Below are 20709 nucleotides of genomic sequence, written 5' to 3'. Positions count from 1 at the left end.
GACGACCCGCTCGTGCCCGCCGAACCAGTCCGAAAGGACCCACCGCATGCCGGCCCAGCCTGCCCAGGGCGCTGTTCCGCACCCGCTCGACGAGGTCCCCCAGACCTTCCGCGAGGGGACCTCTCACGAGGTCAGAGACGGGCTCGTGGCCTATATCCGCCGCGACCTGCTGGGGCCCTGGGACGGGACGACGGAGACCCTGCCCGCTTCCTCGTCCGGGCCGCGCGACCGGTATCTGGTCGGCATGCTGGGGCCGCGACCGCAGAACGTCACCTCCGACGGCATCGCTCTCGTGGCCGCTCAAAGTGCCGACGGGGAGTCCGGCGACGAACAGGAAGGCGACGACAGCGCCCCCGAGGACCGGCTCACCCCCCAGGCCGCAGGCCACATCTGGGCGTCGTCCATGGGCCTGTCGTGCACCGTCCCCGCCTCGGTCGGAACACTCAGCGCCCTTGTCCGCTGGGGTCGCTACACGCAGACCCAGGAGGACACGGACCGGGGCACCACTCGACGGGTCTGGTCCCGGGAGCCGGTCGAGCACACAGTCGACATCGACGTGACGGGAGCGTCCGACCGGGTCGTCGAACTCGAGGGCGCCGCCGTCGTGCTCGACGTGCAGGTGCGCCGCCACCCGGGTCGGGCCGGCAGCGAGGACCTGCGGGTCGTCGAACTCGCGCTGGTCAACCGGCAGCAGGACGACCGCGAGGCACGCGACGCGCACTGGCTCTTCCAGGCGGAGCTGGACCTCACCGCGTTCCCCGACGACCAGGCGGCCGTCTTCCTGCCCGTCGACGACCCGCTGGACCTCCGGGCCGGGGGCAACGTCCCGGAAGACCCCGAGGAACGACTACTGCGCCTGCTCTACCGCGACCACCTCAGTCACGCCAAGGGGCGCAACGTCGCCGTCCACGCACACGTGCGCGACGGCGAACGCAACGCGCACCGCCTCACCACCGTCTGGCTGCCGGAGTACGACGTCCGGGCCACCACCGCGCCGGCCGTCGAGGACCAGGACCTGCTCCGCGGCCTCGAACTCGGCATGGACGAACTCGCGGCCCTCGCCGTTCCCGGCCGGCGCACCGAACTCAGCGCCGCTCTCGCTCCGCTGGCCGACGGCTACGGCACCTGGCTCGAACAGCAGCGGCAGCAGGCACGCTCGCTCCCCGACGACTTGCGGGGCCCGGCGAACGCCGCCATCGAACAGGCGCTGAGCGTGTGCGACCGCATCACGCTGGGCATCGACCGGCTCGTCGCCGACGACACCGCCCTGGAAGCCTTCCGCTTCGCCAACCGGGCGATGGCTCTGCAGCGCCGGAACACTGCCATCGCCGCCGCGCGGGCCGGCCACGAGGACGAACGCGACTCGTACCGGCGGGCCCACCAAGAGGTGTACGCACAAGGCAAGCGGGCCGCCAGCTGGCGTCCCTTCCAGCTCGCCTTCGTCCTGCTCAACATCGACTCCCTGACCCGTCCCGGCCATCCGCACCGCGGCACCGGCCGGGAGGCCCTCGTCGACCTCCTCTTCTTCCCCACCGGTGGCGGCAAGACGGAGGCCTACCTCGGCCTGGCGGCCTACACCTTCGCGCTGCGGCGCCTGCAGGGCACCATCGGCTCGGGCGGCGAGGCGCGCAGCGGCGAAGCCGGCGTGGGCGTCCTCATGCGCTACACCTTGCGTCTGCTGACCGCGCAGCAGTTCCAGCGTGCCGCGGCACTCGTCAGTGCCTGCGAGGTGTTGCGCCGGGAGGAGTTCGCGCGGGACGTCCGCTGGGGCGCCACCCCGTTCCGGATCGGCCTGTGGGTGGGAACCTCCGTCTCGCCCAACTGGTTCGACGAGGCGAAGGAACAGATCGCCGACGCCCGGGAGAGCGCGAGCGACAAGCACGCCCGGGTCCTCCAGGTCCTCACCTGTCCGTGGTGCGGCAGCGGACTGACGGCCCGCTCCCACATGGAGTACGACGAGGGCCGGCGCCGGATTCTGCTGTACTGCCCGCGCGGCGAGGGCGACGACCGCTGTCCCTTCTCCCGCCGGGAGGCGCCGGGAGAGGGCATCCCCGTACTCACCGTCGACGAGGAGATCTACCGGCTCGCCCCCGCCCTGCTCATCGCCACGGTGGACAAGTTCGCCCAGCTGCCGTGGAACGGCTACGCCGGTCTCCTCTTCGGACGCGTCACCGAGCTGTGCCCCCGCCACGGCTACCGCCACGACGACCTGGACGCCAAGACGGGCTGCGGCAGCCGGCACAACGCGCGGGGCGACCTCCCGGGCGTCACCGCACAGCCGGTCACCCGGCTGCGCCCCCCGGATCTGATCATCCAGGACGAGTTGCACCTGATCTCCGGCGCGCTCGGCACGACCGTGGGCCTCTTCGAGGCCGCCGTCGACCAGTTGTGCACCTGGAGCGTGACGGACCGCCAGGGCCGGCACCACGAGACCGGCCCGAAGATCATCGCGTCGACGGCCACCACGAAACGCGCGGCGGACCAGGTGCGGGGTGTCTTCGCGCGCAAGGTCGCCGTCTTTCCGCCGCAGGTGCTCGACGTGGGGGACACCTTCTTCTCGCGGCAGGTGCCGCTCAGCCATGACAACCCCGGCCGTCGCTATCTGGGCGTGTGCGCGCACGGAACGCGCCTCAAGGCCGCCGAGATCCGGGTCGCCGAGATCCTGCTGCTGGCAGGCCAGCATCTCTTCGACGAGTACGGCAGGCCGGCGGACCCCTACATGACACTCGTCGGCTACTTCAACGCCACCCGGGAACTCGCGGGCATGCGGCGCTACATGGACGACGACATCGCCACCCGCGTCCGCTCCAACGGCAGCCGCAAGGGCGAGGACACCCTGGCCGACCGGATCGTGAGCAAGACCGGCATGCTGAGCGTCCAGGAGCTGACCTCGCGGATCTCCTCGGCCGACATCGGCGGCGCACTGAAGCGTCTCGAGACCGAGTTCGACCCGGAGCGCGACACTTCGGTGCGACGGCGCGCCTTCCTCCGCGAGTACGCGACCGCGATCAAGGAGAAGCGCGAGCCGCGGGCCGGCATGACACCCCCGTCCAAGCAAGCCGTGGACGTCGTCCTCGCCACCTCCATGCTCCAGGTCGGCGTCGACGTCTCCCGCTTCGGCCTGATGCTGGTCGTGGGACAGCCGAAGAACACCGCCGAATACATCCAGGCGTCCTCACGCGTCGGCCGTGACTCCGCCCGTCCGGGGCTCGTCGTGACCCTGTACAACTGGTCCCGCCCCAGGGACCTCGCCCACTACGAGGACTTCGAGCACTATCACGCGACCTTCTACCGCCAGGTGGAGGCCCTGTCCGTGACCCCCTACACCCGCCGGGCCCTGGACCGCGGAGTCGCCGCCACCTACGTCGCCGCCCTGCGGCACGCCGCGTACGACACCTCGCGCAACCTGGACGCCCAGCACGTCGACCTGGACGGCCCGCTGGCCCAGGAGGTGGAACGCCGGTTTCTGGAACGGGCCGAGCGGGTGGGCAGCGAGCGCCAGCGGGGCTATCTGCAGGAACGTCTCGAGCAGTTGAAGGACGAGTGGCGCCGCAAACGCGACGAGAGCACCTCGGCCCTCGGCTACCGCAAGGAGAAGCACAAGACGACCGTGGTGAACGGTCTGCTGCGACGCGCGGACGGCTCCCGGTGGACCGAGCTGACCGTCGGCATGTCGATGCGTGAGACCGAGAACGAGATCAATCTGCTGCTGCCCGGCGGTGGGGCGTTCCTCGAAGAGGCCTCCGGAGGCGGCCCCGACTGGAACTTCGGCGCCGTCGACCCGGCGACCGGCAGGGACCCCGACACGGCCGCCACCGTGGACAGTGACGAATACGGCCCCACCACCGCCGACGCGGCCAGGAAGGTGCAGCGATGAGCAGCAACGGCAACCGCAGGGTCGGCTCGGTCCGCCCGAGCCACCTCATGTTCACGGCCGGGGTCGGCTCCCTCGTCGACCTGCCCAACTTCTCCGTCCTCGTCAAGGGGACCGACTCCTGGAGCTACGCGGGGATCACCGACTACGACATCGACGAACCCCGCCTGCGCGCGGCGGTCAACCGCTCTCTCCAGCGGTACGGGCGCGGTCAGATCGAGCAGCTGAGGGCCGCGCCCTGGCTGGAGGGCGGTGACACCGACCCGCGCGGGTGGGCGGCGCAGGGCATCGGAGTGCCCGCCACGCCCTTCCCCCAGTGGCTGCGGTGCACCGCGTGCAACGTCCTGGCGGCCGTCGACTCCGGTGAGTTCGCCTTCGTCAACTCCAACCCCCGTACACCGCACGAGGCGAAGTTCGTCCACGACTGCAAGCGGGGCAAGAAGCCCCTCGCTGTCGCCGCCCGCTTCACACTCGTCTGCACCGCGGGTCACCTCGACGAGTTCCCCTACAGTCCGTACGTCCATCACGGCCAGTCCTGCGCCAGGACGCCGCGTCCCAAGCTGCGGATGAAGGACCACGGCGGCAACCAGGCCGCCAACGTCACCCTCGAATGCGTCGCCTGCGGCGAGAAGCGCAACATCCGGGAGGCGATGGGCGAGCGCGGGCGCCGAAACCTGCCGGCGTGCCGGGGGCGGCACCCGCACCTCGGAACCTATGAGACGAACGGCTGCCCCCAGCAGCCGGTCCTGATGGTCGCGGGAGCGTCGAACCAGTGGTTCCCGCTCACCCTCAGCGCCCTCGCGCTGCCCAAGGGGCAAGGTGGAGACATCGAGAAGCTGCTCGACGACCACTGGCCCGAACTGCAGGGCGTCGGTGACCGGGGACAGTTCGACTTCATGGCGAACATCCCCCAGTTCGGCTACCTCAAGGAGTTCGATGCCGACGCGGTGGTCGCGGCCATCACGGCCCGCAAGCAGGGTGCGGAGGGCCCCGCCCCCTCCGCACCGGACGTCCAGGCAGACCTCTTCGGACCGGAATGGGAAGCCCTCTCGGGCCCCGTGCCCATGCCCAGCGACGACTTCGCCCTGCGATCCGCGACCGTGCCCGCCCCCTTGGCCGAACTCTTCTCGGACATCCGCCAGGTGGAGCGGCTGCGCGAGGCCCGTGCCCTGATCGGATTCACCCGGCTCGACGCCCCCGACCCGGAGTCTCCGGAGATCGCCCAGCGGGTGGATCTGTCCCGAGGAAGCCAGACATGGGTACCGGCCAGCGAGGTGCGCGGTGAGGGCATTTTCCTGCGGGTCCGGGACGAGTTGATGGCCGAGTGGGCGGCCCGTATGGAGAAGTCGCCCCAGATGGAGGCCCACCGGGAGGCCTACGGCCGCTTCCGGACCAACCGCAAGTCGGACCGTATGACGAGCGATTTCGACCCGTTCCAAGGCTGGCCCGGGGCAAGCTACATCGCCCTGCACACGCTCTCCCACCTGCTGATCCGCACGATCGCTCTGGAATGCGGCTACAGCTCGGCCTCGCTGGCCGAGCGGATCTACGCCGGTGACGAGCAGCACCCGAGAACCGGCATCCTCATCTACACGGCGGTGCCGGACTCCGAGGGCACGCTCGGTGGCCTGGTCTCCCTCGCCGAGGACAACGAGTTCGACCGGATCGTCCGCCGGGCCCTGGCGGACGCCACGCACTGCTCGGCCGACCCGCTCTGCTCCGAGCGCCTGCCGCACGACCCGGGAGACTTCCTGCACGGCGCCGCCTGCCACGTGTGCCTCTTCGTCTCCGAGACCACCTGCGAGCGGGGCAACAGGTTCCTCGACCGCCGCTTCCTGGTGCCGGTCTCCGGGGACAAGGAGCAGATACTGACCCCGGTGGGTCTGCTGCCGTGAGCAGGCGCGAATTCGAGGCCGCCGTCGAAGCCGCCGTCGCGGCCCTCGGCCCTTCCCGAGGCAAGGACCTCGCCGGGCTGCTGGCTCAGCGCCGGGACAGGGAACGCGTCCTGGTCGAAATGGCCACACCGGGAGTTCGCGAGCCGGTCGCGGCCCTGTACGACGCGATGGACCGGGAGTCGGTGCCGACGGTCGAGGCGGCTGCGTACGTGCGTGGCTATGTCGCGTCACTGCTGCGCTCACGCGATGCCGTGCGGGTCCGCACCGTGTGGAGCGGCCCTTCCACGCCGGGGGTGCCGGTGCGCGCGACGGCTCAGGTGCTCGTCCAGGTGATCGACGAGGCGCGCGAGGAGTTGCTGGCCATGACGTACGCCGCGCGCCCCTATCCGGCCCTCACCCGGGCACTGAAGAAGGCGGTGGCCCGTGGGGTTCGCACGGACGTCGTGGTGGAGACCCTGTCCGGGGCGCGTGGCCTGCTCTCCGGGCGGGAGCCGGCCGAAGCCTTTGCGGCCGTTCCCGGAGTACGTCTGTGGTACTGGGCACGCGACCCCGGCGAGCATCCGCACTCACGCCAGCACGCCAAGCTCGCGGTCGCGGACCGCCGCACACTCTTCCTGGGCAGCGCCAATCTGACGGAGTCGGCGGCACGGCGCAACATCGAGGCGGGGGTGCTGGTGAGCGGCGGCGAAGCACCTCGACGGGCGGCGGAGCACATCGTGGAGCTCCAGCGTCTCGGCGTTCTCAAGATTCTCCGACCTGCTTGATCGGCCCGCACGCGGTCCTGAGGTGGGCGGATCATGGCACGCCAGGCTTACTGCATATGATGTGCAAGTGCGCCCGATCGATGACTACACCATCCGCCCCGCCACCCCCGCCGACCTGGACGCCGCCCGCGCCGTCATGCTCGACACCGTCTACCGCGATTTCGGCACCGGATACGTGCCTCGCTGGCACCGGGACATCATCGACCCGGCCGGCGCGTACCTGACCCCTGCCCGGCACGCCCTCCTCGTCGCCGTCGACGAGCGGGACGGTCAGGTCGTCGGCACCGGCGCCCTGGACTCCCGCGGCCCCGCGCACCCCCCGAACCCCCGCCATGTCGCCGAGCGTTACCCCTCCGGGGTCACCGCGCAGTTGCGTCGCGTGTACGTCCGGCCGGAGCATCGGCGGCGTGGGCTGGCGCGGCGGCTTGTCGACGAGTTGCTCGCCTTCGCCGTCGCCGACGGGGGGTACCGAGCCGTGTATCTGCACACCGACCCCGCCGTCACCGGGGCCGAGCCGTTCTGGCGGTCGCTCGCCAAGGTCGTGCACGACGAGCGGGAGGATGCGGGGGGCGGGCAGGGGATCGTGCACTTCGATGTGCCCATGCCGTAGCGGCGGTCCCCCCGGCTACGCTTTTGGGAATCATTTTCATGTAGGGTTCCCTGTGGCTGTTCCCTGTGGCTGTTCCCTGTGGCTGTTCCCTGTGGCTGTTCCCTGTGGCTGCCCCACCCCTCTCCACCCCGACCGATCCGAGGACCATGCGCTCCCACCCCCGCCCCCGGCTGCTCGCCCCCCTGCTCCTGTTCCCGCTGATAGCCGGCTGCTTCGTCTCCGGCGGTGACGAGTCCGCCAAGGGCAGCGGCGACGGCGGCTCCCGGCTCCGGGTCGGGCTCGCCTTCCCGCCCGCCGAGAACCTGTCGCCCTACGGCGCCGACGCCACCCTCCTCAGCCGGCTCGGCGTCACCGAGGGCCTCACCGCGCTGGACGCCAACGGGTCCGCCGCGCCCGCGCTCGCCGAGTCCTGGCGCAGGGACGGTGACAAGGTGTGGGAGTTCACCCTCCGCGACGCCACCTTCCAGGACGGCACCGAGGTCACCCCCGCCGCCGTGGCCGGCTCCCTCGCCCGTGCCGCCGCCGCCAAGCCCGCGCCCGCCGCCCTCGCCGGCGTCACCCTCACCGCGAAGGCCGACGGAGAGCGCGTCCTCCGCGTCACCACCGCCGCGCCCGACCCCGTGCTGCCGTTGCGGCTGTCCAGCCCGAGCCTCGCCGTTCTCTCCGAGAAGGCCTACGACAAGAGCGGTCGCGTCGACCCCGTCGGCACCGCCACCGGGCCCTTCGAGATCACCGAGGTCAACGGGGCCACCTCCGCCTCCCTCGACCGCTTCGACGACTACTGGGGCGGGCGCGCCCAGGCCTCCGGGATCGACGCCCGTTTCATCGCCGACGGCACCGCCCGCGCCAACGCCCTGCGCACCGGCGAGCTGGACATCGCCGAGGCCGTTCCCGTCGCCCAGGCGGCGAGTCTCGATGAGGAAGCGCGCAGGGACACGGCCACCACGCGGACCACCAGTCTGCTGCTCAACTCCTCCTCCGGACCGTTCAAGGACGCCTCGCTGCGGGCCGCCGCCCGGGGTGCGATCGACACCTCCGTGTTCGCCAAGGACGTGTACGAGGGGTACGCCGATGCCGGCGCCGGGATCTACGGGCCCGCCGTGACCTGGGCCGAGGGGAAGCGGCAGCAGCCCGTCGGGCGCGTCGGGGCCGGGAAGGCGAACGGGGCCACTGTCTCCCTCGCCACCTACGACAACCGGCCCGAGCTGCCCGAGGCCGCCCAGGTGGTCAAGCAGCAGCTGGAGAAGGCCGGGTTCACCGTGAAGCTGACCGTGCGCGAGTACTCGCGGCTCGAGGCCGACGCCCTCGACGGCAAGTTCGACGCCTTCGTGCTCGCCCGCAACACCCTGGTCGACACCGGCGACCCCGTCGCCGTCCTCGCCGGCGACTACGCCTGCGACGGCGGGTACAACATCGCCCAGCTGTGCGACAAGGGCGTCGACGCCGCCGTGAAGAAGGCCGAGGGCGTCGCCGACACCGCCCAGCGCCAGGACGCCGCCATGGCCGCCGAGGCCCGGATCCTCGGGTCCGACGCCGTCGTGCCGCTCGTGCACCAGCGCATCATCACCGGAGTCGGCACGTCCGTGCAGGGTGTCGTCCTCGATCCGTACGAGCGCACCCTCGTCGGCACCGGCACCCGGCGCTGAGCCGTGCGGCGGCAAGCGGTGACCGGCGTGCGGCAGCAAGCGGCTGCCGTCGTGTGGCGGCAACTGGCCACCGCGGTGTGGCGGTTCGTGCTCGCGGCCGGGCTCGTGTGCGGGATCGGGCTGCTGCCGTGGCTGACCGGTACCGACCCCGCCCACACCGTCCTCAAGGCCCGCTCCGCCGACCGCGACCCCACCCCCGAGGTGCTCGCCGACATCCGCGAGCAGCTCGGGCTGGATGGCGGGCCGCTGCACCTGCTCGGCCGGTGGCTCGGCGGGCTCGCACGCGGCGACGCCGGACAGTCGTGGATCTCCGGGAACGACGTCCTCCCCGACGTGCTCCAGGCGCTCGGTGCCTCCCTGCTGCTGATGGCGGTCGCCCTCCTGGTCGCCGCCCTCACCGCCACGGCCGTCTGCGCCCGCACCCTGCGGCTCGGCGCACGGCGGCGGCTCGACGGGCGGCGCCGGGGCGGCACCGGTTCCGCCGTGGTCGCCGCGCTGCCCGAGTTCCTCGTGGCCTCCGTGCTCGCCACCGTCGTCGGGGTGCAGCTGGGGTGGCTGCCCGCGCTGGGCTGGTACGGGCCGCAGTGGACCGTCCTGCCCGCCCTCGCCCTCGGCCTGCCCGCCGGGGCCGTGCTCGGGCGGCTCCTCGACGACCTGCTGCCCGGTGCCTTCGGCGAGCCCTGGGCGCTGGCCGCCGCCGCCCGCGGGCTGACCGGCAGGCGTATCGCCCGGCAGGCCCTGCGCCGGTGCGTGCCCGCGCTGCTGCCCAACCTCGGGCTGTTCGTCGTCGGGCTGACCGGCGGGGCCGTCGCCGTCGAGCAGGTCTTCGACATCCCCGGCCTCGGCCGCACCACCCTCCAGGCCGCCCTCGCCCAGGACCTGCCCGTCCTCCAGGCCGGCACCCTCGCCCTCCTCCTGCTCGCCGCGCTCGCGACCGTCGCCACCCGCCTCGCCGGACGCCTGCTCGCCGGGCCCGCCCTGCGCGACGGCGCCCTGTCCTCCCTGCACCGGCCGGCACCGCCCGCCCGCGGCCCCCTGCCCCTCCTCTACGGCGGCGTCCTGCTCGCCGTCGTCGCCTGGGGCATGTTCCGCGACCCGCTCGCCCTCGACACCGGGCAACGGCTCCGGGCCCCCTCCCTCGCCCACCCCTTCGGCACCGACGCCCTCGGCCGCGACCTGCTCGCCCGCGTCGGCCACGGTGCCCTCGACACGCTGCTGCTGGCCTCCGCCATCACCGCCGCAGCCCTGCTCGCGGGCGTCCTGCTCGGCCTCGTACCCCGGGTGTCCGCGCCGCTCGTCGACACCGTCAACGCCGTGCCGCCCGTCCTCGCCGCCCTCCTCGTCACCGCCGTCGCGGGCGGCGGGGCCGCGACCCCCGCCCTCGCCGTGGGCGCCGTCGCCTGGGCGCCGCTGGCCACCCACACCGCCTCGCTGCTCCGGCAGGAGCGCGCCACCCTGCACATCACCGCCACCCGGGGACTGGGCGCCGGGCGCTGGTATCTGCTGCGCCGCGAACTGCTCCCCGCCGTCCTGCCGCCCGTCACCCGCCACGCCCTGCTGCGGCTGCCCGGCGTCGCCCTCGCCCTCGCCTCGCTCGGCTTCCTCGGCCTCGGCGCCCAGCCGCCGTCCCCCGAATGGGGTCTGCTCCTCGCCGAGAACCAGCCCTACGCGGAACGCGCCCCCTGGGCCGTCCTCGCGCCCGCCGCCGTCCTCGCCCTGCTCGGCGCCCTCGCCGTCACCGCGGCGGGCGGAGTGCGCAGGCCGCGCCGGCGGTCCCGCCCCCAGCCCGTCATCCCCGGCGGCCCGCAGCCCACCGCTGCCGTCGAGAAGGAACTGGCCGGCGCCCGATGACCCCCGTCTCCTCCCTCGGCCATGCGTCCGGGAAGGCTTCCGGCCGCCGGCCCACCAGCCCGCTCTCCCCGCTCCTGCGCCTGCTGATCCTCACCCAACTCGCCTTCAACATCGGCTTCTTCGCCGTGCTGCCCTTCCTCGCCGAACACCTCGGGCGGTCCGTGGGCATGGCGGGCTGGCTCGTCGGGTTCGTGCTCGGGCTGCGGACCTTCAGCCAGCAGGGGCTTTTCGTGGTCGGCGGGGCGCTGGCCGACCGGTACGGCATCCGGCCCGTGGTCCTCACCGGATGCGTCCTGCGCATCGCCGGCTTCGCGTGGCTCGGGTACGCCGAGCGGACGTGGGCCGTCGTCGGCGCGGTGCTGCTCATCGGGTTCGCCGCCGCGCTGTTCTCGCCCGCCGTCGAGTCCGAGGTCGCCCGGCAGGCCGTCCTCTGGGAGGGGGAGAGCGGCGGCGACCGGACCAGGGTGCTCGCGCTGTTCACCGTGGCCGGGCAGGCGGGCGCGTTCGTCGGGCCGCTGCTCGGCGCGCTGCTCCTGGCCGTCGACTTCCGCACGGCCTGTCTGGCGGGTGCCGGTGTCTTCGTGCTCGTCCTCGCCGGGCACGCGTGGCTGTTGCCCCAGCACCTTCCCGGGCGGGCCCGCGTCCGGGCGGGGGGCGGGGCGCGGCTGCTCCTGCGCAACCGGCCCTTTCTCGCGCTGTGCTGCGCGTACGGCGCCTATCTGCTCGCCTACAACCAGCTCTACCTCGCCCTGCCCGCCGAGGTGGAGCGGGCTGCCGGGTCGCAGGCGCCGCTGGCCTGGCTGTTCGCCCTGTCCTCACTGCTGGTGGTGACCGCGCAGTTGCCGGTGACCCGGTGGGCGGGGGAGCGGCTGACGCCGCGCCGGTCGATGGTGGCCGGGCTGGTGCTGATCGCCGGCGGGTTCGCCGCCGTGGCCGTGGCCCGGCCCGCCGGGTGGACGGGGGCGGGCGGGCTGGTGCCGGCCGCCGGGTTCGTCGTCCTGCTGACGCTGGGCCAGATGCTGGTCGCACCCGTCGCCCGTGCCTGGGTGCCCGACCTCGCCGAGGACGGCCGGCTCGGGCTGTACACGGGGGCGTTGTCCTCGGTCTCCGGCATCGTGGTGCTGGCCGGCAGCTCAGCCACCGGTCTGCTCCTGGACAGCGGGCTGCCGGTCGCCGTGCCGTGGCTGGCGCTGGCCGCCGTACCGCTCGCCGCGGTCGCCCTGCTGCCCCGCGGTCACCGGGGCAGAAGATCCAGCCCGGGGGCCTGAGCCGGCGCCCCGACGGACGCCGGTGCCGACGCCGCCGGTACCGCCGGCCGTGACACCGCCGGTGCCGACGCCGCCGGCCGTGACACCGCCGGTGCCGACGCCCGTGCCGCCGTGCCCGCCCCCGGCCTCCGCCACAGCCACGCCACATCCCGCCCGAACGACCACACCAGCAGCCCCAGCGCCAGCCCCACCACCCCCGCGTTGACCGCCCGCGGCAGCAGCTCCGCGCCTGCCAGCAACAGCAGCACCCCCTGCAACGCCGCCACGGTCTTGCGGGCCGTGCTCGGCGGCAGCGGGGCGGTCAGCCACGGCCACACGCGCGCCGCGGCGACGAAGACGTAGCGCATGCCGCCGATCAGCAGCACCCACGGGCCCAGGTCCGTCGCGACGTACACACTGAGCACCAGGATGAGGAACGCGTCGACCTCCATGTCGAAGCGCGCGCCCAGCGCCGTCGACGTGCCCGTGCGGCGGGCGACCTTGCCGTCCACGCCGTCCAGGATCAGGGCCACGGCCGTCAGGCCGACGAGGAGGGAGACGGGCGGCGCGCTGCGGAAGGAGTCGGCGACCAGGGCCGTGACCCCGCCGACCAGGGTGGCCCGGCCGAGCGTGACCCGGTTGGCCGGGCCGAACGAGGGAGGCCGGGAGCGGTGCAGGGCCCGGGTGAGCACCGCCCAGGTCGCGAACGCGAACGCCAGGCCGGTCAGCCAGCCCGCCGCGCCCATGCCGAGCGCCGTTCCGAGCAGCACCAGCAGCAGGACCTGCGCGCCCGCCCCCACCGCCGTCTCCTGCTGCGGGGACCTGGCGTCGTACGTGTTGTTCAGGGCCACCGAACACCCTCCGGCCGAGTGACAGAGTCGATCAACGCCGCTACCTTGTGCGCGGCTTGTGCATCCCTCGGTACGTGGGAGGCTTCCCGATCGTTCAGGAGGACATCCGATGACACGCACCGCACGTGCGTTCTGGCTCGACGAGCCCGGCCGGGGCTCGATCCGCGACGTCGAGCTGCCCGAGCCGGGCCCGGACGAGGTGCTCGTGCGCACGCTCTTCTCCGGGGTCAGCCGGGGTACCGAGACCCTCGTCTTCCACGGCCGGGTGCCCGGGAGCCAGTACGCCGCCATGCGCGCACCCTTCCAGGAGGGCGACTTCCCCGGGCCGGTGAAGTACGGCTACCTCAACGTCGGGGTGGTGGAGGAGGGCCCCGACGCGCTCGCCGGGCGCACCGTCTTCTGCCTCTACCCCCACCAGACCCGGTACGTCGTGCCGGCCGCCGCCGTCACCCCGGTGCCGTCGGACGTGCCGGCCGGCCGGGCCGTGCTCGCGGGCACCGTGGAGACCGCCGTCAACGCCCTGTGGGACGCATCGCCCCTGGTCGGCGACCGGATCGCCGTGGTCGGCGGCGGCATGGTCGGCTGTTCGGTGGCCGCGCTGCTGGCCCGGTTCCCCGGCGTCCGAGTCCAGTTGGTCGACGCCGACCCGGCGCGGGCGGAGGTCGCCGAGGCACTCGGCGTCGGCTTCGCGTCCCCCGCCGACGCCCTCGGCGACCGGGACCTCGTCGTGCACGCCAGCGCCACCGAGGAGGGCCTCGCCCGGTCCCTGGAGCTGCTGCGGCCCGAGGGCACGGTCGTCGAGCTCAGCTGGTACGGCGACCGGCGCGTCGCCCTGCCGCTCGGCGAGGCCTTCCACTCCCGTCGCCTGACCCTGCGCGGCAGCCAGGTCGGCACCGTCTCCCCGGCGCGCGCCGGCACCCGCACCTACGCCGACCGGCTCGCCCTCGCCCTCGACCTGCTCGCCGACCCCGCCCTGGACGCCCTCGTCACCGGCGAGTCGGACTTCACGGAACTCCCGGACCTGATGCCGCGGTTGGCCTCGGGGGCCGTCCCCGCCCTGTGCCACCGCATCCGGTACGACGACTGACACCCCCCCCGCCCGGCCCCCCCGACGGTGAGAAGCCGGGCCCCGGCCTCGAGAAGCTGGCACCCGGCCTCGGGAAGCCGGCCCTCGACCTTGAGAAACCGGCCCCGCTGACCTTGAGAAAAGAGATACGGGCCGCTGAACAAGGGAAGGCACCCAGCCGTAATAGACGGCATCCCGCGCAGCGAACGGCGGGGGATCAGACGTGCCACACCTGGAGGGTCGTCCGTTGTTCAGCATCACCGTCCGCGATCACATCATGATCGCCCACAGCTTCCGCGGCGACGTCTTCGGGCCCGCGCAGCGCCTGCACGGAGCGACGTTCCTGGTGGACGCCACCTTCCGGCGCGAGCAGCTGGACGAGGACAACATCGTCGTCGACATCGGACTGGCCACGCAGGAACTGGGGGCCGTCGTCGCCGAGTTGAACTACCGCAACCTCGACAACGAGCCCGACTTCGCCGGCGTCAACACCTCCACCGAGTTCCTCGCCAAGGTCATCGCCGACCGGCTCGCCGAGCGCGTCCACAAGGGCTCGCTCGGCGAGGGCGCCAAGGGCCTGGCCGGACTCGCCGTCACGCTCCACGAGTCGCACGTCGCCTGGGCGAGTTACGAGCGTGCGCTGTGACCGACACGTCCGTCGAGACGACCACCCCACAGGGCGCCCGGCTCGCCTACGTGCCCGCGCAGGCGCGGGCCCCGAGGAACGGGGGGATCGTCCCCATGTCCCTGCGCTCCGTGCACTTCGTGCTGCCGGGCGGCGTCGACGACCCGGCCGCGCCGAGCGGCGGCAACGCCTACGACCGGCGGGTGGCCCTGGACCTGCCCGGCTTCGGCTGGCGGGTGCGGGGGCTGCCCGTGGACGGCGACTGGCCCCGGCCCGACGAGGCCGCGCGGACCGAACTCGCCCGGGTGCTGCGCCGGTTGCCCGACGGGGCCGTGGTGCTGCTGGACGGGCTGGTCGCCTGCGGTGTGCCGGAGGTCGTCGTCCCGGAGGCCGGGCGGCTGCGCATGGCCGTCCTCGTCCATCTGCCGCTCGGCGACGAGACCGGCCTCGCCCCGGCCGTGGCCGCCGAACTCGACGCCCGTGAGCGCGCGGTGCTGCGGGCCGTCCCGGCCGTCGTCGCCACCAGCGACTGGGCGGTGCGCCGCCTCGTCTCCCATCACGGCCTCGACCCGGCCCGCGTCCACGTCGCCGCCCCCGGCGCCGACATCGCGCCCCTCGCGCCCGGCACCGACGGGGTCTCCCGGCTCCTGTGCGTCGCCGCCGTCACGCCCCGCAAGGGACAGCACCGGCTGGTCGAGGCGCTCGCCGAGGTCGCCGATCTGCCCTGGTCCTGCGTGTGCGTCGGCGGACTCGGCCAGGACCCCGCGTACGTCGCCCGGTTGCGGGACCTGATCGCGCGGCACGGACTCCAGGACCGGCTGGAACTGGCGGGACCCCGGTCCGGCGCGGACCTGGACGCCCGATACGCCGCCGCCGACCTGATGGTCCTCACCTCGTACGCCGAGACGTACGGCATGGCGGTGACGGAGGCCCTGGCGCGCGGCATCCCCGTACTGGCCACGGACGTCGGCGGCCTCCCGGAGGCCCTGGGGCGTGCCCCCGACGGCGGGGTGCCCGGCATCCTCGTCCCGCCGGAGGACCCCGCCGCGCTCGCGGCCGAACTGCGCGGCTGGTTCGGGGAGGCGGACGTACGGCGCCGGCTGAAGGCGGCGGCGCGCGGCCGGCGCGCGGCGCTGGGCGGCTGGGCCGCCACGGCACAGAGCCTGGCCGGCGTCCTGCGCCGGCTGCCGGAGCGACCGCGGAGGGCGGCATGAGGAGGACGACGACACCCACCGGGGGGATGATCCCGGCCCAGCCGGGACCGCACGACGCGCCCGAGTCCACGACGAGGGGCCGCCTCCCCGACGCCATGCCGGGCGCCGGACCCGCCGACCGGCCGACCCTGCGGCTGAGGGAGGACGACGGGCAGAGCGACGAGGCGTCCCACGAGCCCGACGCCCGGCATGTCCCCGGTGACGCTCAAGCCCCCCAAGCCCCCCAAGCCCCCGACGACCCCCCGCGCTACGCCCCAGAATGGCTCCGCCTCAGGGAGGGCGCCGACGCCGCCGCGCGGGCGCACGAGCTGCTCGACCCGCTGCGGGTCCGGCTCGCCAACCTGCCGACCCGGGCCGGTGGTCTCGTCGTGCACGACCTCGGCTGCGGCACCGGCTCGATGGGTCGCTGGCTCGCCCCGCTCCTCGACGGCCCCCAGCACTGGGTCCTGCACGACCGCGACCCCTACCTGCTGCACTTCGCCGCGGTCGCCTCCCCGAGCTGCGCCGCCGACGGCAGCCGGGTCACCGTGGAGACCCGGCGCGGCGAGATCGACCGGCTCACCCCGGACGCGCTCGCCGGCGCCTCGCTGGTGACGGCGTCCGCGCTGCTCGACGTCCTCACCGCGGGGGAGGCCGACGCCCTCGCCGCCGCCTGTGCCGGGGCGGGCTGCGCGGCGCTGCTGACCCTGTCCGTCGCCGGCCGCGTCGACCTCACCCCCGCGCATCCCCTGGACGCCGAGATCACCGGCGCGTTCAACGACCACCAGCGGCGCTCCGGCCTCCTCGGCCCGGACGCGGTCGACGCCGCCGCGGACGCCTTCGCCCGGCACGGCGCGACCGTACGGGTGGAGCCCAGCCCCTGGCGGCTGGGCCCCGACGACGCCGACCTCACCGCCCAGTGGCTGCGCGGCTGGGTCGGCGCAGCCGTCGAACAGCGGCCCGCGCTGCGGGAGTCCGCCGAGCGGTACCTCGCGATGCGCCTCGCCTCCTGCGCGACCGGAGAGCTGCGGGTGGTCGTGCACCACAGCGACCTGCTGGTGCTGTGCCGGCCGACGGGCGGGGCCCCGTGAGCGCACCGGCGGCGGCCGCGTCCCAGGGCGTCCGTGCCCCCCGCGTCCTGCGCGCGCACCTCGGCAGCATCGCCGGCACCGCCATCCTCGCCGTACTGCTGTGGCGGCTGGGCACCGGCGTGTTCCTGGACGGAGTGCGCAGGATCGACGGGCCCACGCTGCTGGCGGCGCTCGGCATCGGGCTGGTCACCACGGTGTTCAGCGCCTGGCGCTGGGCCCTGGTCGCCCGGGGACTGGGCATCCGGCTGCCCCTCGCACCGGCCGTCGGCGCCTACTACCGTGCCCTGTTCCTCAACGCGGCCCTGCCCGGCGGCGTCCTCGGCGACGTGCACCGCGCGGTACGGCACGGGCGGAGCACCGGTGACCTCGCCCGCGGTGTGCGGGCCGTCGTCCTCGAACGCGTCGCCGGACAGCTCGCGTTGCTCGGCGCCGGTGCGGTCGTACTGATCACGATGCCGTCCCCGGTACGGGACGGCGCCCGGCAGATCGCCCCGCTCCTGGGCCTGGCCGCGCTGGGTGTGTGCGCCGTCGGCCTCGCCCTGCGGATGAACCGGGCCCCCTCCCGCCGGCTCCCCCGGGGCCGGTGCGACGCCCTGCGGGCGACGCTCGGCGAGGCGTGCCGTGCCCTGCTGTCCCGGCACCATGCGCCCGGGGTCGTGGCGTCGTCCCTCGTGGTCCTCGCCGGACACCTGACGATGTTCGTGCTCGCCGCCCGGGTCGCCGGGAGCACCGCCTCCGTCGCCGTGCTGACGCCACTGGCGGTCCTGGCGCTGCTCGCCATGAGCCTGCCGCTGAACGTCGGCGGCTGGGGCCCCCGCGAGGGCGTCACGGTCTGGGCGTTCGGCGCGGCCGGGCTCGGCGCGGGCAGCGGACTGGGTGTGGCCGTCGTGTACGGGGTGCTCGGCCTCGTGGCGAGCCTGCCCGGCGCCGTCGTCCTCGCCGTCCGCCGGCGCGCCCCCTCGAAAGCGGTGCCGGGGCCCGAGCCACACCACGCGCCCGGCGGGCACTACCCTCGCTCGCCGCCCTGCGGGGGAACCGTCACCGTCACCGACGTGAGCAGCGCGACGTACTCACCGAAGGATTCCACGAGGCCGGCGAGGAGTTCCCTTCCCTTTTCCGCCGACGCCAGTGAAGGACGTCCGATGACACCGGAATCGGTATAGGCGGACATGCCGAGGGAGAGCAGATGACGCCGGTCGTCGGCGACGAAATCAGCGGCCTCGTAACCGGGCCGGACACATTCGGGATGCTTGTGCAGAAGAATCGACGTCTCGATTTCCCCGGCGTGCATGTCGGTGAGCAGCGACGTGGCCACCCCGGCCCGCTGCCGAGCCGCCTCCCAGTCCTCCGCGGCCGGGAACAGCGCCATCCGTTCGCCGCGCGCGGTGGACTCCTGGACGACGTTGCCCAGGACGTAGTTCCCGCCGTGCCCGTTGACCAGCACCAGCGCCTCGACGCCCGAGCGGCGCAGCGAGGCCGCGACGTCCTGTACCACCGCGTGAAGGGTCACCGAGGAGATGCTGACCGTGCCCGGCCAGTCCGCGTGCTCGTGCGAGCAGCCGATCGTCACCGGCGGGAGGAGGTGCACCGGATACGCGTCGGCGATCTCCCGGGCGATGGCGCAGGCCACGAGGGTGTCGGTCGCCAGCGGCAGGTACGGGCCGTGCTGTTCGAAGCTCCCCACGGGCAGCACGGCGACCTGCCGCGCCAGCCCGGCGCCCCGCCTGCGCACATCCTCCGTCGTGTCCGCCGGCACCAGTGAAACGTCCATTTCCGCACGGCCTTTCGTCTCCGCTCAGAACCCCGGCTGAGGAACTCGAGAATCATGACAGAAAACATTGGCGTACTCGGCAAGAAGTCACCCCGACGCACGGATGTGGAACGCGTGGTGAATGTGCCGCTGCCCACCGTGTACGGACAATTCCAGGCGGTCGGCTACTTCGACCACGAGCGCGGTGACGAACAGGTGGCCCTGGTGTACGGCGATCCGGGTCCCGACCGCGTCCTGACCCGGCTGCACTCGGAGTGCCTCACCGGGGACGCGTTCGGCTCCCGGCACTGCGAGTGCGGCGACCAACTGGCCTCCGCGCTGCGGTCCGTGGCCGCCGAGGGCAGCGGCGTCGTCGTCTATCTGCGCGGGCACGAGGGACGCGGCATCGGCCTGCTGGCCAAGCTGCGCGCCATGGCGTTGCAGGCGGAGGGACTGGACACGGTCGAGGCCAATCTCGCGCTCGGCCTGCCGGTGGACGCCCGCGACTACGGCGTCGCCGCCCGCATCCTGGACGACCTGGGCGTGCGGTCGGTGCGCCTGATGTCCAACAACCCCCGCAAGCGCGAGGCGTTGGTGCGGCACGGCATCCAGGTCGCCGAGCAGGTGCCGCTGCTGATACCACCGTGCGAGAGCAACATCACCTATCTGCGCACCAAGCGGGAGCGCCTCGACCACCATCTGCCCCACCTGGACGCGGTGGCGCACATGTCGTCGTGAGGGAAGCCGAGCGCGGCGACGGCGGCGAGGGCGTCCCGGCCTCCGGCGACGTGGTCGCCGCCGCCCTCCTCGAGTCCGCGGACGGCGAGCCGGAGGCATGCCGGGAGCAGGGCGTCCTCCACCGCGTCCACGGCGCGGCGAACGCCCCGGTCAGGCCGGCCGCGCGGCACGCGGTGCGGGGATGCGCGGGCCGCTGACACGCCGACGCCCCCGCCCGGCCGGCGGGCCGAGCGGGGGCGTGCGAGCGGATCACTTCTTCGCCGACTCCACGGCGTGCCCGCCGAACTGGTTGCGCAGTGCGGCGATCATCTTCATCTGCGGCGAGTCGTCCTGCCGGGACGCGAACCGCGCGAACAGCGACGCGGTGATCGCCGGCAGCGGCACCGCGTTGTCGACGGCCGCCTCGACGGTCCAGCGGCCTTCGCCGGAGTCCTCGGCGTAACCGCGCAGCCCCTCCAGGTGCTGGTCCTCGTCGAGGGCGTTGACCGCCAGGTCGAGGAGCCAGGAGCGGATGACCGTGCCCTCCTGCCAGGACCGGAAGACCTCGCGGACGTTGTCCACGGAATCGACCTTCTCCAGCAGCTCCCAGCCCTCGGCGTAGGCCTGCATCATGGCGTACTCGATGCCGTTGTGGACCATCTTGGAGAAGTGCCCGGCACCCACCTTGCCCGCGTGGACGTAGCCGTACGGGCCGTCCGGCTTGAGGGCGTCGAAGATCGGCTTGAGGTCGTCGACGTGCTCCTTCTCGCCGCCGACCATCAGGGCGTAGCCGTTCTTCAGCCCCCACACACCGCCCGAGACGCCCGCGTCGACGAAGTTGATGCCGCGCTTGCCGAGCTCCTCGGCGTGCTTCTCGTCGTCCGTCCAGCGGGAGTTGCCGCCGTCGATGACGGTGTCGCCGGGCTTGAGCAGCGAACCGAGCTGGTCGATGACGTGCTGTGTGGCGGCCCCGGCCGGGACCATCACCCAGACCGCGCGCGGCCGTTCGAGCTGCTCGACGAGCTCGACCAGGCTGGCGACGTCGGCCTTCTCCGGATTGGTGTCGTATCCGACGACGGTGTGGCCGGCGTTGCGCAGGCGCTCGCGCATGTTGCCGCCCATCTTGCCGAGACCAACGAGACCGATCTGCATGTCAGTGCACTTCCTTCAGTTCACGGTAGGCGGCCACCAGCGCGGCCGTGGACGGGTCGAGACCGGGCACGTCGGCGCCCTCGGTCAGGGCGGGTTCGACGCGCTTGGCGAGGACCTTGCCGAGCTCGACGCCCCACTGGTCGAAGGAGTCGATGTCCCACACCGCGCCCTGGACGAACACCTTGTGCTCGTAGAGGGCGATCAGCTGGCCGAGCACCGACGGGGTCAGCTCGCCGGCCAGGATCGTCGTCGTCGGGTGGTTGCCGTGGAACGTCTTGTGCGGGACCAGTTCCTCCGGCACTCCCTCGGCCCGCACCTCGTCCGGGGTCTTGCCGAAGGCGAGGGCCTGGGTCTGGGCGAAGAAGTTGGCCATCAGC

The 20709-nt window shown here is 73.5% G+C and carries 16 protein-coding genes and 2 pseudogenes; 14 read left to right on the top strand and 4 right to left on the bottom strand.

Annotated elements, in window-relative coordinates:
- Positions 1–46 precede the first annotated feature (46 nt).
- From drmA to AB0E77_RS08730, 7 genes are all read left to right on the top strand, one after another.
- Complete coding sequence (drmA, locus tag AB0E77_RS08760; RefSeq protein ID WP_361567576.1) at positions 47–3877, top strand: DISARM system helicase DrmA; 3831 nt, start codon at positions 47–49, stop codon at positions 3875–3877.
- Entirely contained in the window at positions 3874–5769 is a 1896-nt protein-coding gene (locus AB0E77_RS08755) for a DUF1998 domain-containing protein (RefSeq protein ID WP_361567574.1), read from the top strand. Before drmA ends, AB0E77_RS08755 begins: the two co-directional genes overlap by 4 nt.
- A complete protein-coding gene (gene drmC / locus AB0E77_RS08750) occupies positions 5766–6533 on the top strand; it encodes a DISARM system phospholipase D-like protein DrmC (protein ID WP_361567571.1) in 768 nt (255 codons plus the stop codon). Before AB0E77_RS08755 ends, drmC begins: the two co-directional genes overlap by 4 nt.
- Before the next feature lie 136 nt (positions 6534–6669).
- Complete coding sequence (locus AB0E77_RS08745; protein WP_361568224.1) at positions 6670–7143, top strand: GNAT family N-acetyltransferase; 474 nt, start codon at positions 6670–6672, stop codon at positions 7141–7143.
- A 146-nt stretch (positions 7144–7289) separates the two neighbouring features.
- The gene (locus AB0E77_RS08740; RefSeq protein WP_361567568.1) at positions 7290–8789 is read left to right on the top strand and encodes an ABC transporter substrate-binding protein; all 1500 of its coding nucleotides are present in this window, start codon (positions 7290–7292) and stop codon (positions 8787–8789) included.
- A gap of 51 nt (positions 8790–8840) precedes the next feature.
- On the top strand, positions 8841–10640 hold the full coding sequence (locus AB0E77_RS08735; protein WP_361568221.1) for an ABC transporter permease subunit: 1800 nt from the start codon (positions 8841–8843) through the stop codon (positions 10638–10640).
- A complete protein-coding gene (locus AB0E77_RS08730; protein ID WP_361567565.1) occupies positions 10637–11908 on the top strand; it encodes an MFS transporter in 1272 nt (423 codons plus the stop codon). Before AB0E77_RS08735 ends, AB0E77_RS08730 begins: the two co-directional genes overlap by 4 nt.
- Here the strand turns inward: AB0E77_RS08730 and AB0E77_RS08725 are convergent.
- Positions 11875–12738, bottom strand: a complete 864-nt coding sequence (locus AB0E77_RS08725; protein ID WP_361567562.1) for a CDP-alcohol phosphatidyltransferase family protein — start codon at positions 12736–12738, stop codon at positions 11875–11877. The genes AB0E77_RS08730 and AB0E77_RS08725 overlap by 34 nt on opposite strands.
- 109 nt (positions 12739–12847) lie before the next feature.
- On the opposite strand from AB0E77_RS08725, the gene AB0E77_RS08720 reads away from it, so the two are divergent.
- The 5 genes and pseudogenes from AB0E77_RS08720 to AB0E77_RS08700 all read left to right on the top strand — a co-directional run.
- Positions 12848–13825, top strand: a complete 978-nt coding sequence (locus AB0E77_RS08720; RefSeq protein ID WP_361567559.1) for a zinc-binding alcohol dehydrogenase — start codon at positions 12848–12850, stop codon at positions 13823–13825.
- A gap of 226 nt (positions 13826–14051) precedes the next feature.
- Complete coding sequence (locus AB0E77_RS08715; protein ID WP_361567555.1) at positions 14052–14450, top strand: 6-carboxytetrahydropterin synthase; 399 nt, start codon at positions 14052–14054, stop codon at positions 14448–14450.
- On the top strand, positions 14447–15643 hold the full coding sequence (locus AB0E77_RS08710) for a glycosyltransferase family 4 protein (RefSeq protein ID WP_361567552.1): 1197 nt from the start codon (positions 14447–14449) through the stop codon (positions 15641–15643). Before AB0E77_RS08715 ends, AB0E77_RS08710 begins: the two co-directional genes overlap by 4 nt.
- Complete coding sequence (locus AB0E77_RS08705) at positions 15640–16713, top strand: hypothetical protein (RefSeq protein ID WP_361567549.1); 1074 nt, start codon at positions 15640–15642, stop codon at positions 16711–16713. Before AB0E77_RS08710 ends, AB0E77_RS08705 begins: the two co-directional genes overlap by 4 nt.
- A pseudogene (locus AB0E77_RS08700) lies at positions 16686–17576 on the top strand (lysylphosphatidylglycerol synthase transmembrane domain-containing protein); the annotation flags it as partial. The gene AB0E77_RS08705 and the pseudogene AB0E77_RS08700, both read left to right, overlap by 28 nt.
- A 143-nt stretch (positions 17577–17719) precedes the next feature.
- Here the strand turns inward: AB0E77_RS08700 and AB0E77_RS08695 are convergent.
- Positions 17720–18484 (bottom strand): creatininase family protein, encoded by a 765-nt coding sequence (locus tag AB0E77_RS08695; protein WP_361567545.1) that lies wholly within the window; start codon positions 18482–18484, stop codon positions 17720–17722.
- A gap of 54 nt (positions 18485–18538) precedes the next feature.
- Between AB0E77_RS08695 and ribA the strand changes: the two genes are divergently transcribed.
- Positions 18539–19201: a GTP cyclohydrolase II gene (ribA, locus tag AB0E77_RS08690; protein WP_361567543.1), complete on the top strand. Its 663-nt coding sequence runs from the start codon at positions 18539–18541 to the stop codon at positions 19199–19201.
- Complete coding sequence (locus AB0E77_RS08685) at positions 19198–19398, top strand: hypothetical protein (protein ID WP_361567541.1); 201 nt, start codon at positions 19198–19200, stop codon at positions 19396–19398. Before ribA ends, AB0E77_RS08685 begins: the two co-directional genes overlap by 4 nt.
- Before the next feature lie 52 nt (positions 19399–19450).
- Here AB0E77_RS08685 and gnd read toward each other — a convergent pair whose 3' ends face one another.
- Both gnd and AB0E77_RS08675 read right to left on the bottom strand, forming a co-directional pair.
- Entirely contained in the window at positions 19451–20332 is an 882-nt protein-coding gene (gene gnd, locus AB0E77_RS08680; protein WP_361567539.1) for a phosphogluconate dehydrogenase (NAD(+)-dependent, decarboxylating), read from the bottom strand.
- Between the two features lies 1 nt (position 20333).
- Positions 20334–20709: pseudogene (locus AB0E77_RS08675) on the bottom strand (glucose-6-phosphate isomerase); the annotation flags it as partial.

Source organism: Streptomyces sp. NPDC032940, assembly GCF_040636935.1.
GTDB lineage: Bacteria > Actinomycetota > Actinomycetes > Streptomycetales > Streptomycetaceae > Streptomyces.
This window is presented reverse-complemented; position numbering and strand designations above follow the sequence as displayed.

Excerpts from the sequence above, each read along its gene's own strand:
- drmA (WP_361567576.1), top strand. The coding sequence starts at position 47 with ATGCCGGCCCAGCCTGCCCAGGGCGCTGTTCCGCACCCGCTCGACGAG.
- AB0E77_RS08755 (WP_361567574.1), top strand. The coding sequence starts at position 3,874 with ATGAGCAGCAACGGCAACCGCAGGGTCGGCTCGGTCCGCCCGAGCCAC.
- AB0E77_RS08745 (WP_361568224.1), top strand. The coding sequence starts at position 6,670 with ATGCTCGACACCGTCTACCGCGATTTCGGCACCGGATACGTGCCTCGC.
- AB0E77_RS08740 (WP_361567568.1), top strand. The coding sequence starts at position 7,290 with ATGCGCTCCCACCCCCGCCCCCGGCTGCTCGCCCCCCTGCTCCTGTTC.
- AB0E77_RS08730 (WP_361567565.1), top strand. The coding sequence starts at position 10,637 with ATGACCCCCGTCTCCTCCCTCGGCCATGCGTCCGGGAAGGCTTCCGGC.
- AB0E77_RS08720 (WP_361567559.1), top strand. The coding sequence starts at position 12,848 with ATGACACGCACCGCACGTGCGTTCTGGCTCGACGAGCCCGGCCGGGGC.
- AB0E77_RS08705 (WP_361567549.1), top strand. The coding sequence starts at position 15,640 with ATGAGGAGGACGACGACACCCACCGGGGGGATGATCCCGGCCCAGCCG.
- AB0E77_RS08695 (WP_361567545.1), bottom strand. The coding sequence starts at position 18,484 with ATGGACGTTTCACTGGTGCCGGCGGACACGACGGAGGATGTGCGCAGG.
- ribA (WP_361567543.1), top strand. The coding sequence starts at position 18,539 with ATGACAGAAAACATTGGCGTACTCGGCAAGAAGTCACCCCGACGCACG.
- gnd (WP_361567539.1), bottom strand. The coding sequence starts at position 20,332 with ATGCAGATCGGTCTCGTTGGTCTCGGCAAGATGGGCGGCAACATGCGC.